Below are 16287 nucleotides of genomic sequence, written 5' to 3'. Positions count from 1 at the left end.
ACTGTGGCTTTATCGGGTAGGGAAAGCCTTGTTCCATGCGTATTTATTAGATAACATAATATTAAAAAGGAGAATTATGAACTCGTTTGCCTATAAAAGAAAATTAACACCAGACTTAGCACGCGGGTATATGTTGTTGTTCATTGCTTTAGCCCATGGAAATCAATTTCTCTTTTCAACTGATCGAGATATTACAATAACTGATCAAATAACTGTGTTTCTGCGGCAAGTGTTTATTGACGGAAGAGCTTTCCCCTTGTTTGCGATTCTTTTTGGGTATGGACTCCACCAATTATTTAAAAGACATGAAAGAAAGGGAATCCCTTGGAAAGACACGAAACGTATTTTTAGACGCCGGGGAGCATGGATGTTATTAATCGGTTTTCTCCATGCAACATTGCTTTTAGCAGATATTATTGGGGCATACGGATTAATCGCTCTACTATTTGCCGGTCTATTTGTTCGATTATCCAATAAAAGTATAATTGTTTTAGCGATATTAATTCTTTTCATTGTTGGAGCTGTCGGGACGGCGGTGCCAAGAGGGTTTGATACATTAAATATGGAAATGACGTCGACCACTAAGATGGCAGATCCGATTGATGCGGCCATAAGTCGAATGTTTGAGTGGATGTTTTATACTCCATTCTTGAGTTTTCAACTAATTCCAGGGGTCCTAATTGGCATTTTAGTTGCACGTTTTCAATTCATTGATTATCCACAAAAACATAGGAAATAACTTATCAACGCTGCACTATTAGGATTGTTCATCTCAACAGCAGGTGCGATTCCTATGGCACTCATGTCCTCTTTATTCTGGACATCTTACAGTGAGATATGGGAATTATCAGCAAAAGCTCTTCATACATTCACTGGTTTTGCAGGAGGAGTGGGCTGGACAGCGTTGATAGGATTAATGGCCATTAAGTTGGAACAAAAAAGAGGTACCGTTACTAAGGCAATAGTAGCACTTGGACAACGCTCATTGAGTTTTTATATCTTTCAATCTTTTTTATTTGTTCTCATTTTAGCCCCTTATGCTGGAGGTCTTGGTGGACACATTAGCCAGTTGGGAAGCGATGTGGTTTCGGTATTCGTTTGGGTTGTTTCAGTTATCATTGCCAATATACTGCATAAAAGATCGATTAGAGGTCCGTTTGAGACAGTATTGAGAAAAAAATCTACACTTTGAGGCGCAATCTATGATGGGGTTGTGCCTTTTTTGTAAATATAGGAAACTTTTTCTGCCACTTTTCCGTATTAAAGAAAAAGCATAATAGGGGAAATGAATTTTGGCAAAAATGCTTGGATTTTTTAATCGATGTTATATAAAACTACAACATTTCGGATTGCTATTTTCTTTAGTTTTAATAGAAATTATCATGATTACGGACTTTTCGTTTTTATTAATAGTACCAGAAATTGCACCGGTGCTTTTACCGATGCTTGTCATCATTTATTTTTGGAGAAAGTTTAAAAAGAAAAAAGAGCTTAATAGGGTGACATAGGAGGAGAAATTTTTGATTCAATCTATTATTTTCGACATGGATGGCACGTTATTTCAAACAAATAAAATTTTAGAATGTTCGCTAGAAGATACGTTTAATCATTTACGGGCACTTCAGCATTGGGATAGTAGCACACCAATTGAGAAATACCGTGAAATTATGGGTGTTCCTTTACCAAAAGTATGGGAAGCTTTGTTGCCAAATCAGTCAAAAGAAGTTAGGGAACTGGCGGATGCATACTTCTTAGAAAGGTTAATAGAAAATATTAAAAATGGGAAGGGTGCTTTATATCCCCATGTGACAGAAGTATTTAGTTTTCTAAAAGAACAAAATTGTTCTATTTATATAGCAAGTAATGGCTTGGTAGATTACTTAAATGCGATTGTGAGTACATATCAATTAGATCAATGGGTAACAGAAACCTTTAGTATTGAACAAATTGACTCGTTGAATAAATCCGATTTAGTTGGGAAAATTGTGGAGAAATACGGAATTACGAATGGCGCAGTTGTGGGGGATCGACTTTCGGATTTTCAGGCAGCGAAAGATAATGGCTTAGTTGCAATCGGATGTAACTTGGACTTTGCCAAAGAAGAGGAACTTGCAAAAGCTGATTTTGTGATGGATGATTTCCTACAGTTGAAGGGGATTATGGCTGAATTGTAATTTTGCAGAAGAACGATGAAACTAATATCGCGCTTATGAAGACGAGAAAATGTTGCAAACTCAATAATACTGGTATTCATTAATGGGATGAAGACGAAAATGCGCTCGGAAATCAGTAAAAATGGTCTTCATAGCACTTATGAAGACGTAATAATATTGCAAATACAATAAAACTGGTATTCATTAACGGGATGAAGACGAAAATGCGTTCAGAAATCAGTAAAAATGGTCTTCATAGCACTAATGAGACGAAAAAATGTTATAAACTCAATAAAACTCGTATTCAAACAATAAGAACTAACTACAAAGGAGCAATTCAAATGCAAATCTATCAAGCAACAATGGAAGATTTAGAAGGAGTAGCAAATTTATTTAATTTATACCGAGTATTTTACGAACAAAAGTCGGATATAGAGAGTGCCAGAGCATACATAATGGAACGTCTGGAAAACAAGGATTCTGTGATTTTCGTTGTAAAAAACAATCAGCAGTATGTAGCTTTTACGCAACTGTACCCAACATTTTCTTCCATCTCGATGAAAAGAGCTTGGATCCTGAACGATTTGTATGTAGATGTAGAAGCGCGAAAACAAGGAATTGGTGAAATGCTCATACAAAAAGTAATGGAATATGGGATTCAAACCGGTGCAAAAAGTATTACTTTAAGTACAGCGCCAGATAACTATTCTGCCCAAAGATTATATGAACGAAATGGCTATGTAAGAGATACGCAATTTTATCAATATGAATTGAGTTTAGAATAAACTATTCGGTTATACCGGGTAGTTTTTTTAAAATAAAAAAACTCGTAAAAAGAACGAGTTTTTAGTAAGTTAACATAATACTATTATGCGTTGTGGTGTTGTTTGCGCGGGAATACTTCTTGTCGTAATAGTATATAGGACAATCAGATCTCGATTTCCAGGGTATAACGAAAATGGCTGGCCATTCGTTAATCGAATTCTCGTATTTGGAGATAAATTTAATTTTAAATCTCCATCACTGCTAAGCAATTGATTATTGAAATAGTCTACTTTTACATTTTGTTGGGGATTTTCTTTTACCATAACGATTGCTGGGTATTGGGGAGGGTAAATGAGAATCGCTGGTAAATCGCCATTGTAATATCCCGTCACCTGATCCCCAACTCTAACAATTTCGTGGTCCACAAAAAAGGTTGTAGGGGACACAACGAAATTGACAATTGCCCCCATTTCGTTTTGCAAGGTATACATTTTCGTGCAACCTTCACCATTTTGCCCTGTAAAGAAATCATTAATCGCTGTTACAGTTCCATGAAATGAATAAAAATTTGTCATACCATTCCTCCAAGATGTACTAAATGTCCTCACATTATATGTACAAACGTGACAAATGGATAATTCGAATGAAAAGCCATTAACAAAGTAAACATTACACTTTGTTAATGGCTTTTTTCATCGTCAGGCTTCATCCACTCTTGAGACCAGGTTTCGATAGTTTTTAAAACGGATTCCAAAGACTTTCCTTTTTCTGTTAAAGAGTATTCAATAACGACGGGCGTTTCAGGAATAACCTCGCGTTTAATCAAGTCTTGATGCTCTAATTCTTTTAAACGATCCGATAATACTTTGCCGCTTATGCCAATTGCCGATTGAATCTCACTGAATCGTTGTGGACCTGGTAATAATTGATAAATCACTAATGCGTTCCATCTTTGACTTAATAATGTGATGGCTTTTTCGAATTTTGGGCAAATTGTTGGTTGTTTCATAGGATTTCCTACACCTCACTTACTTCTATAATACCATAGAGAAATAAATAAGTTACAAAATAGAATTTAGTTACTTGACAAAAATAAGTTACACAAATAAACTAGGTTACATAAAGTAAGTGATAACTGAGGATGAAAAATAAATGAACAGCAACGAAATAGGAAAACTTATTTAAGAGTAGTTTTGAGACTTACATTTTTTACATGATATTTGAATCCAAGGAGGCATTTCAAATACAGGATACAAACTGGATTTTGTACTACTTGCCATGCTGATTTATTTCATTTTCGAATTTAATCAAAAATTTCTTTTAACGAAAAAAATTAGGAGGGTCAAAATGGGATTCCACACAAAACCAACTACATTTATCGGGCACGTGAAAGTAAAAGTGACTGATTTACAAAGGGCCATAAAATTTTATCGAGATATTCTAGGTTTTAAAATTTTAGAACAAACTGCTACAACCGTAGAGCTAACAACAGATGGCAAAACAAGTTTTTTGTCGCTAGAACAACCGGATAATGTCATTCCGAAACAAGGAAGAACAACTGGACTTTATCATTTTGCTATTCTTTTACCTGAAAAATCAGATTTAGCAAATATCGTTGTTCACTTAGTGGAAAACGGCATTCGCTTCGGTTCATCGGATCATCTAGTCAGTGAAGCATTATATCTGCACGATCCAGACGGCAACGAAATTGAAATTTATATCGACCGCGACCCATCAAAATGGACTTGGAGTGGCGAAGAAGTAGAGATGACCATCGATCCGTTAAACTTTGAACGCTTGCTAACAAGTGTCACACCAACTAAATGGAGAGGAATGCCGGAAAATACCGTTATGGGGCACATTCATTTACACGTTGCGGAAATAGAAAAAACAGAGGAATTTTTTGTGAAAGGTCTTGGATTTGATGTGGTGAACCGTTTCCGCGGGCAGGCACTTTTCCTTTCTTCTAATAAATATCATCACCACATCGGTGTGAATGTGTGGAATGGGGTTGGTGCACCAAAACCTCCGAAAAATAGTGTCGGTCTGGTCTATTACACACTGGTGTACGCAGATGAGGAAGCACGCCAACAAGTCATTGAAAACTTAGAGAAACTCGGCTACCAAGTTACAGAAGATAATTATCAACTAACAACGGAAGACCCTTCAGGAAATGTGATTGTACTAACTGTTTAGGAGGACACAATGAGTGGCTTTGAAATAGGGATTTACACCTTGGCAGACATAGGACCTGATCCGCTAACAGGTCATACAGTTAGTGCCAAACAACGATTAGATGACATCATAAAGGCTGCAAAACTCGCAGATGAAGCCGGTCTTGATGTTTTTGGGGTAGGTGAGCATCATCGATTAGATTATGCTGTTTCATCCCCAGCCGTTGTGTTGGCAGCGATTGCGAGAGAGACAAACCAGATTAAGCTAACGAGTGCCACGAGTGTGTTAAGTACACTGGATCCCGTACGTCTATTTGAAGATTTTGCGACATTGGATCTACTTTCAAACGGTCGAGCTGAGATATTAGCGGGTCGTGGTGCCTTTATCGAATCATTCCCTCTGTTTGGGTATAGCACGAACGATTATGATGAACTCTTTACTGAACATATGGAGTTACTTTTACAACTTAATCAACAGGATACCGTTACGTGGTCAGGGAAGTATCGTTCTTCATTAAAGGATGCCGAAATTTCTCCACGACCATTGGAACAACTTCCACTATGGATTGGTGTGGGTGGTACTCCTGAGAGCGCAATACGTGCTGGGAAATTTGGAGTCGGGATGGCTTTAGCAATATTAGGTGGCGACCCGAATCGTTTCAAACCCCTTGTGGATTTGTACCGACAAGCAGGTATTGAAGCAGGGCATTCGCCACAAAGCTTGAAAGTGGGGGTCACAGGTCATACGTATATCGCTGAGACAACGCAACAAGCGAAAGATGAGTTTTATCCGTATTATTCGAATTATTGGCACTATGTCAATCGTCAACGTGGCTTTGGTACGAGAATGTCAAAAGTAGATTTTGAACAAATGGCTAGTCCAGAAACCGCATTATTCGTAGGAAGTCCAGAACAAATAGTTGAAAAAGTGTTACACCAGCACGAATTATTTGGCCATACACGTTTTTTAGCGCAAGTCGATATTGGCGGATTACCTTTTGAAAAGGTAGCACAGAATATTGAGTTATTGGCAACGAAAGTAGTGCCACAAATTCATAAAGCATTACGTTAGGAGGAAATTGAAATGAAAATCGGGATTGTAGGAGCAAGTGGGAAAGCAGGAAGTTTGATTTTAAAAGAAGCGGTTAGCCGCGGACATGAAGTGACAGCAATTGTAAGAGATGCATCAAAACTAGCGGAAAAAAATGTTCCGGTAATAGAAAAAAACGTGTTTGATTTGAAAACTGAAGATTTGAATCAATTTGATGTGGTGGTCAATGCATTCGGTGCGCCCCTTGGAGAAGAGCAAGCACATGTCGATGCAGGACACACTTTAATTGAAGCACTACGCGGAACGAACACTAGACTCATCGTTGTTGGTGGTGCAGGAAGTCTTTATGTCGATAAAAACAAAACAATTAAGGTAATTGATACACCAGATTTCCCGGATTTCGTAAAACCAACCGCAAGTGGGCAAGGTCGCAACTTAGAAGAATTACGTCAAACAACAGACCTGAAATGGACATTTATTAGCCCCCCTGCTGTATTTGATGCGGAAGGAAAAAGAACAGGTTCATATCAATTAGGAAAAGATCAACTGCTCGTCAATTCAAAAGGGGACAGTTATATCAGCTATGCAGACTATGCCATTGCAGTCGTTGATGAAATTGAGAACCCTCAACATCTAAACCAAAGATTTACGGTTGTTGGCGAGGCAGAATAATGGGCTTTTGGGATAAACTATTCGGCGGTAAGCAAAAACAAAATTTGGAGGAAAAAATAATGATGAAAATTGGGATTATTTTGGGTTCAACACGTGAAGGAAGAGTAAGTCCACAAGTAGGAAAATGGGTAAAGGAACTTGCCGATAAACGTGGAGATGCAGAATACGAAATCATTGATATTGCAGATTTCAAACTTCCTTTTTTAGGTGAACCAGGGGCAGACAATTCTGGCGTAGCTGCTTGGTCAGAAAAAGTAAATGCTTGTGACGGGTTTGTATTCATCGTTCAAGAATACAACCATTCCATTACGGGCGCGTTAAAAAATGCATTGGATTTACTTCGTGAAGAGTGGAATAACAAAGCTGCGGGTATTGTATCGTACGGTTCAGTTGGTGGAGCTCGTGCGGCGGAACATTTACGTGGCATTTTAGGTGAATTATTAGTAGCAGACGTTCGCGTACATCCAGCATTATCCCTATTTACGGATTTTGAAAACGGCAATGTGTTCAAACCAAGCGAACATCAAGAAAAATCAGTAAACGATATGTTAGACCAAGTCATTCCTTGGGCAACAGCATTAAAAACAATTCGATAATTATTTGACCTTGATGATTCTCTTCATCAAGGTTTTTTCATTAGTACAAAGGTAGTGGTATTTAGGTAATTTTTCTTATATTTATGCATCAGTTTAATTAAATATAGAAATTTAGATAACAATTTTTGATTTTGTCAATAAAAATTTACGTTAAGTCTCGAAATGTCCTTTTTCCCTTTTGAAATATCATTTGATAGGTTCGAAACATGGGTATCAGGTTTTAAAATGGAAGTTACTTACTTGACAAATCTGAAGTATATTAGTAGGGTATGTAATGTTCTTTTTATTACGGATATTGAATTATCTGGTATGCAGGATTAAATAATATGAACAAACATTGAGGTTGCGCGGGATTATTTGGTATGTCTTATCAACGACAGCGATTTTTTGCGCCCTTCTAATGTTAATTTTTGTAAGTATTGTTAATTCATCCGAAAACCATCTAAGAATTTACATAGAAAACTCAATTGAAAATATGAGATAATAACGTGCTTATAAATTATGTATTTTGTAAACTGATTGTTTTTCAGAAAATTGAATGGCGAAAGAGACTAGTGAAGTGAGGTGACACTTTTGGAACGAATAAAAACAATCGTAGCTGAAGATCATCCAGATTCTTTAGAAATCATTGTAGCGTTTATAGAAAGACACCCCAGTTTTGAAGTAATTGCAACTTGTACAAATGGTGAGGAATTAATAGACCAAGTCATTTTAGATGATCCTGCCTTAATTATTGCAGACATTAATATGCCAAAGCTAAATGGGATGGAAGCGATTAAAAAATGTAAAAGTATTAAATCGGATATAAAAGTGATATTTATTACTGGTTATGATGAATTTGCTGTGGAAGCGTTTGCGGAGTCTGCAATTGATTATATTGTAAAACCGATCGAGGGTGTTAGAGTATTTCAAGCATTAGAAAAGGTGAAAAATTGTCTGGAACTCGAAAATATTGAAAGAAATCCTCAAGGTACGAAAAAATTAAAAATTAAAACAAACGGCATCCTCCATTTAATTCCAATGGAAGATATTTTTTTTGTTGAAAAACAAGGGAAAAAGTGCATTATCCACTTATGCGGTCGAAGGATTGAAACAAATGAAAATCTAATAGAACTATCTAGGCGTTTAGACAGCAATTTCTTTATGGCTCACCGATCGAATATCGTGAATATCGACAAAATCTCAAGTATTGTTCAGGATTACGAAACATTTCTTGCATATTTTGACGGAATCGATGAACCAGCCCATGTGTCCAAGCTGAAAATAAAGGAATTGGAAACTAGAATTTTAGGTAACTAAAAATACCTTTGATAGGATGAGTGCTTTGTCATTAGAATTTCAAGCTACTGAAGTAAAACCCTTAAATGAGAGTTATATGATTGTTAATCGTGAAACGTTAGAAATTTTAGAATCAAGTATCACGAATAATACATTTGCAGAGTTGTACAAATTTTTTTGTTCTTCGAAAATGGGCGCTAAAAAAGAAAATTTTACTATTTTTTTTCATTCACTAATGGATCAGATTATTAAAGAAGTGAAGTTTGACATGGTAACTGCTTCTACATTTGAAGTTCAAATAAATAACTTTTTGACGATTGAAGTTAAAATCTATCCTACTAATAACAAATATATTTTATTTTTCAAAGATAATACAAAGCATGCGCAAGTGAACGGCATTATTGAAGAAAATGACCAGAAACTATCAATTTTAAGCGAGATTTCTGAAAAAATTTTGGAGTTTAATGAACCAAAACAAATATTAGACTCCCTTTTTGAAAGTCTTTCATCACTGCTAGATGTTGATTTTTATACGAATTATATTTTAGATTGTTCTAGTAAACAAATTCGGTTATTGAATTATCATGGAGTTCCCCCCGAGAAGATGAAATCCATTGAAATTCTCCAATTGGGTGAAGAAGGTTGTGGAACAGTTGCAGAGACCAAGCAAAAATTGATTCTTGAACATGTACAAACATCCACTGATCCTAAAGCTCAGGTTATTAAAAGCATGGGATTAAAGGCTTATATCTGTTATCCATTACTTGCTCACGGGAAACTTCTCGGCACATTATCTTTTGGTTCCAGTAAACGATCCACGTTTTCAGCCGATGAAATTTTATTAATCAGTGAAATATGCGAACGCATCGCAATAACCCTTGAAAGAGTTTTATTAATTTCGAATTTAAAAGAAACGAATAAGGAACTAATTAAAACTAATCAACAATTGCTATTTGAAAAAGAACGAGCAGATAAAGCTAACAATGCAAAATCGAACTTTTTATTGCTAATGAGTCATGAATTACGGACGCCACTTAATTCAATTATGGGGTACAATCAATTACTACTTACATCACAAGACAAAAATTTAACAGCAACTCAACAAAATCAACTTGAGAAAATGTTAAATGCAGGGAAGCAATTAAAAAGAATGTTTGACGATATGTTAGATTTTGTCCGGTATGATAATGTATCACTAACATTCGATTTGAAGAAGGTTGATATCAATTCATTGATAGATGAGTGTATTCGCGATGCTACATATTTCTCGAAGTGTAAAAGGATTACAATCGAATTTTTCAAACAAAAAGAATTAAGCATTTTTACGGATTCAAAAAGATTAAAACAAGTGTTCAATAATTTATTAATAAATGCCATTAAATATAATAATAGCGATGGTTCAATACGGATTTTTACAAAAGTGTTAGAAGAAGCTGTAATGATAGAATTTCAAGATACTGGAATTGGAATTGAAGAGAACGAGTTAAGTGAAATTTTTAAAACTTTTTACCGATCGTCTTCAAATAATCCATCAATTGAAGGAAGTGGCATTGGGTTATCACTTTCCAAACAAATCATAAATGAATTAGGTGGAAGTTTAACGGTAAGCAGCAAAATAGGTGTAGGAAGTGCATTTACAATTAAATTACCACTAAATTAAAGGGCTAGTGAATATTCACTAGTCTTTTTTTTGATAGGAATAGATAAAATATTCCTAAACTATTTACAATTTATAGAAGTTTATTAGATTCTAAAATCCTATAAGAAATCATGACTTTTTAGTTAATGAATCGCAAATAAATGATATTTTTCTGTGGTTATTTCAGAAGGTGTACAGGACATGTCAGACGTCTATCTCTGCATTTCGGGAGGTATACATAAAATTGAAAAGGATACGTTTTATAATAAGATTTATACAAATACCTCTATTTTGAAACGAAAATAGGGAGGCAATATTATGAGGGATTTATCGATTACGAAAAAAAGTAATAAATTGAAAGAGTTGTTTTTAAGGAAGGATTCTCAGCAACCAATGAACACTAATTTAAATGAAGAGAATAATAGTAGGTTATTTAATTATTACTCTTCACTAGCCTTATATCATCCTGATATTGTGATTGTCTTTTCGAAAGATAGTGAAGTCATCACAATTGATTATAAAAAGATACATGAATTACTTGGTCTTCCAATACAAGATGTAAAAGAAGTAACAAAAATGTTATCACAGGATCATTGTAAAAAGCTTAAGTCTGCCTTTTACAATACATTAAAAGGGAACACGGAAAAACATGAAATAGAAATTAAAACACATTCAAATCAATCCATCTTCTTGGTTGTTACGTTCATCCCAATTAAGCATGAGGGACAAGTGGAAGGTGTTTATTTAATCGCAGCTAATGTTACCGAAAAAGTGCAGTTAAAAAATAAGTTAACATTAAGCGAAAAACATTTAAACTCTGCTCAAGAAATTACCGAAATCGGTAGTTGGGAATATTTAATTGAAGAAGATCGATTATATTGCTCGGATTATTTCTATCATATTTTTGGTATCAACAAAGATGATTGTGTCAAAATGGAGGACCCGTTTAAATTAGTCCATCCCCATGATTATGAAGATGCATATGAAAAAATACATAATGCCATTGAAAAAGGGCAAAACTTCGTAAATCATTTCCGTATTTATCATGGTAAAAATCAGGATATTCGCTATATCAAAGTACATGCAGAAGTCTTCTTTAAAGAGGACCGACCGTATAAGATTATCGGTATCATTAAAGATGAAACCTATCAAATCGAATTAGAAAATCAAATTACGAAAGTAAAAGATAACTTTTATTATATGTTTGACAATATTTCATCGGGCATATGGATGAAGAAATCATTTGATGGGAAATTTGAATATGTTTCAAAAGCATTAGAAAAAATCACAGCTTACCCTGCAAAAAGAATTTATGAAGAGAAAAATCTTTGGTACAACATGATTCAACCGGATTGTTATAAGACAATTGAAGAAGGAGTTAAAGAGCTCTCTAAAGGTAGAAGTATCGAAGTAGTTTATCGAATCATCAATGGGGCAGGAGAGACGAAATGGATTCTCGAACAAATTGTGCCTAGAAAGGACGTTCGCGGAAACATCACGAATTATTTTGGATTAGTGACAGACATATCGGGTGAGATGGAAACGAAAGAACAACTTACATATTATTCAAGCTACGATGCGCTTACGGACTTACCGAATCAAAAATCACTCTATAATCATTTAGATAAACTGTGTAAAGAAGAGAGTGCTTTTGCAGTGTTATATTTTGATATAGACCGTTTTAATATTATTAATGATTCATTAGGGTACCATGTCGGGGATGAGGCGTTAAAGTTAATTGGTAAACGATTGAGTGCAATGGTTTCTCAAGATGTTTATCTGTCACGATTAAGTAGTAATGACTTTATCATGGTTGTTCAACATTATTCTAGTAAACAAGATATTCATAAACTCGCAGATAACATTATCCGTGAATTTGAAAACCCGCTGATTGTGCAAGATTACGAATTATATGTTACGACAAGTATTGGGATTACGTTTTTCCCGGAAGAAGGGAAAGAGAAGTTAGTGCTGTTAGAAAATGCACATACAGCTCTTTACAAAGCGAAAAAGGAAGGAAAAAATAATTATCAACTGTCTTCCCATTTAACGGATATCTCTTCTTATAAAAAATATGTCCTAGACCGAGATATGAGAAAAGCTATACTCAATGAAGAATTTGAATTATATTTTCAGCCGCAAGTGGACCCGAGTGTAGGAAAAATTTGTGGTGCCGAAGCGTTAATTCGATGGAATCATAAAGAATGGGGATTGGTGTCACCGGGCGAATTTATTCCTTTAGCGGAAGAAAATCATATGATTAATAACATTACAGATTGGGTTATTCAAAAGGTGATTATGTATTTACGAGATTGGATGGATAGAGAATTTGAAGTACGTCCGATTTCGATTAATATCCCGCCAATCCGCTTCATTAAAAAAGGTCTTTTAGAATTTGTAAAAGAGCAATTAGATGCTTATCAAGTACCTGCTCACTATTTAGAATTTGAAATTACAGAAGGTTCCTTACTAAAAAGTGATAAGAAAGTAATTAGAACCATCGAAGGGTTAAAAGAATTAGGGATAAACTTTGCCATTGATGATTTTGGAACGGGATATGCCTCATTAGATTCATTACGTAAGTTTAAACCAAATACGATTAAAATCGATAAAATCTTTATTGACCATATTGGGAATGAAGATGGGGTTGAAAGAGGAATTATTTCTTCTGCGATGCATTTAAGTAAAGTACTTGGGATGAAAGTAGTTGCTGAAGGGGTAGAAAAATCAGAGCAATTTACGTTTTTGAAACAAAATGGCTGCGATCTCGTCCAAGGGTATATCTACTCGAAACCAGTGATGGTAAAGACCTTTGAAAAGCTGTTAAAACAAGGGTATCTAAAAGCAGAAGTGAATAATTCAAAAGTCGTATTAGTGGAAAAGAGAAAGTACTATCGTTTCCAATTTCCTGCTCCAATTGAAGGGGAAATGACGATTGTAGAAGTAAACGGGAAGGGAGTAAACGTTGGTAAATCTCCTATCCTCATCGATAATATCGGAATCGGGGGAGTGAAGATTCTTTCGACATTAAAGCTTCCAGTTAATACCCAAATGAAATTCAGTGTTAAGTGCCAAATTCTTAACGAAATTTTTGAACTTACTGGCGCTATCAAATGGTTTGAAGAAGTAGATAGTTGTATTTTCACCTATGGATTAAGCTTTGAAATCGATCAAGCGACCGAAAGACGTTTATCTTCTGTCATCAATCGACTAAGCTCATATAGAAGAAACAATAAGAACATACCAGATACAGCATTTGTCTATGAAGCTGCTTCTCAATACTTTAATAAAAAGTTGTTACAATTGAATATATAAGGGGATTTTATATGGAATTTTCTTTTCAAGAAATTTTATACAATGGCATCGATGATATGGTTTTTGTGGTGAAAGTAGAAGACCAAACGTTTCGCTACGAATTTATAAATAAAAGTGCCAAGCAAATCTTGAAATTGAATCATGACATTTTGGGGAGTACCTTTAAAGATGTGTTACCGAGAGAACAAGCAGAATTTTTAAATAAAAAATACCAAGAAGTAATAATCAAAAGAGAAAGTATTACGTATGAAGATTCGTATAGAGTGAATGCTGGCGAAATGCACTATTCACAAGTGAAACTAACCCCCATTTTTGATGAAAACGGAAAATGCATCCGAATCGTATCCGTTGTCAGAGATATTACGAAAGAAAAGTCGGCCCAATCTTATGTAAATGAGATGGTAGAAAGAATTGCCGAAAGTAACGAAAGATATCAATCCTTATTTACCCATAACCCAAATGGCATATTGACCTTTGATAAAAAAGGCAGAATTACAAATGGGAATGTTGAAGTTGTCAAAATTACAGGCTTTGACATTATGGAATTAGTCGGGAAGTCTTTTGTGGACATCATTTATGAAGATATTTATTTACTTCAGCAATTGATTAATGAGGCATTAAATGGACGTTCTACAGGTGGAGAATTTCTATTAAAAGATAAATCAGGCAACATCTTAACAATTAATTTAAAAGTTGTCCCATTAATATTGGAAAATGAAGTTATCGGATTGTTTGGGATGTTTAAAGATATTACAGAAGAAAAGAAAAATATCGAAAAGCTTGAAGAAAATGAAAAACGTTTCCGAATCATTGCAGAAAATGCCCACGATTTGATTACATTAGTGGACAAGAATGGTGAGATTACCTATGTGTCTCCCTCCTATCAATCCATTTTAGGGTATCCCCATAAAGAGTATGTTGGAAAACATTTTATTCATAATGTACACCCGGATGATTTAGGACGATTTATGGATATTGTACGGAAATCCATACAATCGGGGGAGCCATTTAAAATTGAATTTAGACAAAAAAATGCTAATGGAGAAATGTTGTGGTGTGAATCTATTGGGAAACCAGTTTTTAACCAGAAGAATAAATTTCAACATTTAGTCGTGCTAACGCGGGACATCAGTTTAAGAAAAGACTATGAATCGAAACTAAAACATTTTGCATATCACGATACATTAACAGGTCTACCGAATCGTCTTTTGTTGAAAGAACGTTTTGAAATAGCAAAGGAACATTTTTTAAAAGAAAACAATGGGTTAGCCCTTATTATTTTAGATATGGATAATTTTAAGTCTATCAATGATACGTTCGGTCACGACATTGGGGATTTGGTAATTAAAGAATTCGGCCGTAGAATTAAAGAGTGTGTTCGCGATCACGACACAGTGGCAAGATTAGGTGGCGATGAATTCGTGATTCTACTAACTGGCATTCAGAATGAGAAAAATGCAATCAAAATTGCAGAACGAATCATTAATAAAATGGAGCAGCCGTGGAAGATAAATGGCGAAAAATTAATGGTTACGACAAGCATTGGCATTGCAATGGCACCAAATTCTAAAAATTTTACGAAATCTTCCTTAATGAAAAACGCAGATCTTGCCTTGTATCAAGCGAAAGATAGTGGGAAAAATGCTTATAAAATATATGACGATGCTGAATTCTTACTACAATTCTAGCTTATTATGTATAGTTTTTACGTTTTATATAGTGAGAATAGAACAAGCCCCCGCAAAACTATAGCGGGGGCTTTAGATTGAGTTTAATTCGTCCGGATGGTGCAGCGTTTCGTCCATGTAGAGGGTGGATTCGTCCGGATGGTGCCGTGTTTCGTCCACATAGAAAGTGGAATCGTCCGGATGGTGTTGCGTTTCGTCCACATAAAGAGTGTTTTCATCCAGATATTCTACATATTACAACCATATTTTCATAAATCACTTTTAAGCTCTCTTAAAATCAAAAGAACCGCAATCACATATACAAGGCAAATAGAAATTGGTACCAAAGTAAATGCTTGAGATACAAAAAAACCTCCAAAAACTAAAGAAGATAAACAAACGCCAAGAGTAACAAATAAGTACGCTCTGCTTCTGTAAATCCACATATACGGCAAGAAATGTGCGCCGCCAAGTAATCCAATCGTAAATGGTAAATAGGCTGGAATGTGCATATACACGATAACAAATACCGGAATAAAGAAGGCTTGAGTACCTCCAACAATGCCGCCTAATGTGCCTAATGGGTTGCCAGCTTTTAAAATATCAATCCCAAATAACTTCCCTAATAAAATGCCTAAAGGAAAAATGGCACCTAATCCAAAAATCCAAATTAAATAAACGGCCTTCATTGAGAACAGCAAAGGTAAGAAAGTAAAAATGAAAAACACGATAGAACCAGCTAGTAAAATAGGAAAGCCTTTTTTGGCATCCTTAATAATATCCGATTGTAATGTTTCAAGACTTTTTGACACAAACCCACCAACTTTCTAAAAATGGTATTAATTGTATTATTATAACTGATAATTTAACAAGTTATGAATAGGTATATAGGAAAAAAATTCTATATATTTCTTTACATAGATTGTTAGAGTAGGGTATAAAAGAGCGGAATTTTATGTAGAAGTGATGAAAACCTG

The 16287-nt window shown here is 35.0% G+C and carries 17 protein-coding genes; 14 read left to right on the top strand and 3 right to left on the bottom strand.

Annotated features, from left to right (window positions below; translation table 11 throughout):
- The first annotated feature begins 76 nt into the window (after positions 1–76).
- The 5 genes from D8M03_RS08735 (at position 77) to D8M03_RS08715 (ending at position 2938) form a co-directional block, all read left to right on the top strand.
- Positions 77–739, top strand: a complete 663-nt coding sequence (locus D8M03_RS08735) for a DUF418 domain-containing protein (RefSeq protein ID WP_147404816.1) — start codon at positions 77–79, stop codon at positions 737–739.
- A gap of 24 nt (positions 740–763) precedes the next feature.
- Positions 764–1192, top strand: a complete 429-nt coding sequence (locus tag D8M03_RS08730) for a DUF418 domain-containing protein (protein ID WP_170148412.1) — start codon at positions 764–766, stop codon at positions 1190–1192.
- Positions 1193–1292: 100 nt separating this feature from the next.
- Positions 1293–1508, top strand: a complete 216-nt coding sequence (locus D8M03_RS08725) for a hypothetical protein (RefSeq protein WP_121214385.1) — start codon at positions 1293–1295, stop codon at positions 1506–1508.
- Between the two features lie 12 nt (positions 1509–1520).
- Positions 1521–2174 (top strand): HAD hydrolase-like protein, encoded by a 654-nt coding sequence (locus D8M03_RS08720; RefSeq protein ID WP_121214384.1) that lies wholly within the window; start codon positions 1521–1523, stop codon positions 2172–2174.
- A gap of 320 nt (positions 2175–2494) precedes the next feature.
- The gene (locus D8M03_RS08715) at positions 2495–2938 is read left to right on the top strand and encodes a GNAT family N-acetyltransferase (RefSeq protein ID WP_121214383.1); all 444 of its coding nucleotides are present in this window, start codon (positions 2495–2497) and stop codon (positions 2936–2938) included.
- Between the two features lie 69 nt (positions 2939–3007).
- Here D8M03_RS08715 and D8M03_RS08710 read toward each other — a convergent pair whose 3' ends face one another.
- Together D8M03_RS08710 and D8M03_RS08705 are read right to left on the bottom strand one after the other, a co-directional pair.
- Positions 3008–3493, bottom strand: coding sequence for a hypothetical protein (locus D8M03_RS08710; protein ID WP_121214382.1), 486 nt, complete (start codon positions 3491–3493; stop codon positions 3008–3010).
- A gap of 104 nt (positions 3494–3597) precedes the next feature.
- Complete coding sequence (locus D8M03_RS08705) at positions 3598–3927, bottom strand: winged helix-turn-helix transcriptional regulator (RefSeq protein WP_121214381.1); 330 nt, start codon at positions 3925–3927, stop codon at positions 3598–3600.
- A 338-nt stretch (positions 3928–4265) separates the two neighbouring features.
- Between D8M03_RS08705 and D8M03_RS08700 the strand changes: the two genes are divergently transcribed.
- From D8M03_RS08700 to D8M03_RS17685, 9 genes are all read left to right on the top strand, one after another.
- Entirely contained in the window at positions 4266–5114 is an 849-nt protein-coding gene (locus D8M03_RS08700; protein ID WP_121214380.1) for a VOC family protein, read from the top strand.
- Between the two features lie 9 nt (positions 5115–5123).
- Positions 5124–6164, top strand: coding sequence for an LLM class flavin-dependent oxidoreductase (locus D8M03_RS08695; protein WP_121214379.1), 1041 nt, complete (start codon positions 5124–5126; stop codon positions 6162–6164).
- 12 nt (positions 6165–6176) lie between these two features.
- Positions 6177–6815 carry an NAD(P)-dependent oxidoreductase gene (locus D8M03_RS08690; protein WP_121214378.1) on the top strand — a complete coding sequence of 213 codons (639 nt, stop codon included), beginning with the start codon at positions 6177–6179 and terminating at the stop codon, positions 6813–6815.
- Positions 6815–7411, top strand: a complete 597-nt coding sequence (locus tag D8M03_RS08685; RefSeq protein ID WP_121214377.1) for an NADPH-dependent FMN reductase — start codon at positions 6815–6817, stop codon at positions 7409–7411. Before D8M03_RS08690 ends, D8M03_RS08685 begins: the two co-directional genes overlap by 1 nt.
- Positions 7412–7984: 573 nt before the next feature.
- Positions 7985–8710 carry a LytR/AlgR family response regulator transcription factor gene (locus tag D8M03_RS08680; RefSeq protein WP_121214376.1) on the top strand — a complete coding sequence of 242 codons (726 nt, stop codon included), beginning with the start codon at positions 7985–7987 and terminating at the stop codon, positions 8708–8710.
- Between the two features lie 25 nt (positions 8711–8735).
- Positions 8736–10349 (top strand): GAF domain-containing sensor histidine kinase, encoded by a 1614-nt coding sequence (locus D8M03_RS08675; RefSeq protein ID WP_170148411.1) that lies wholly within the window; start codon positions 8736–8738, stop codon positions 10347–10349.
- Between the two features lie 297 nt (positions 10350–10646).
- Positions 10647–13643 carry an EAL domain-containing protein gene (locus tag D8M03_RS08670; RefSeq protein WP_121214374.1) on the top strand — a complete coding sequence of 999 codons (2997 nt, stop codon included), beginning with the start codon at positions 10647–10649 and terminating at the stop codon, positions 13641–13643.
- 11 nt (positions 13644–13654) lie between these two features.
- A complete protein-coding gene (locus tag D8M03_RS08665; RefSeq protein WP_121214373.1) occupies positions 13655–15331 on the top strand; it encodes a sensor domain-containing protein in 1677 nt (558 codons plus the stop codon).
- A 77-nt stretch (positions 15332–15408) separates the two neighbouring features.
- Positions 15409–15585: a hypothetical protein gene (locus tag D8M03_RS17685; protein ID WP_170148410.1), complete on the top strand. Its 177-nt coding sequence runs from the start codon at positions 15409–15411 to the stop codon at positions 15583–15585.
- On the opposite strand, the gene D8M03_RS08660 is transcribed toward D8M03_RS17685, so the two are convergent.
- Positions 15580–16122, bottom strand: a complete 543-nt coding sequence (locus tag D8M03_RS08660; protein WP_121214372.1) for a DUF7010 family protein — start codon at positions 16120–16122, stop codon at positions 15580–15582. The two genes, D8M03_RS17685 and D8M03_RS08660, sit on opposite strands and share 6 nt — an antisense overlap.
- Positions 16123–16287: the final 165 nt, after the last annotated feature.

The organism is Ureibacillus endophyticus, assembly GCF_003628435.1.
Lineage (GTDB): Bacteria > Bacillota > Bacilli > Bacillales_A > Planococcaceae > Ureibacillus > Ureibacillus endophyticus.
This window is presented reverse-complemented; position numbering and strand designations above follow the sequence as displayed.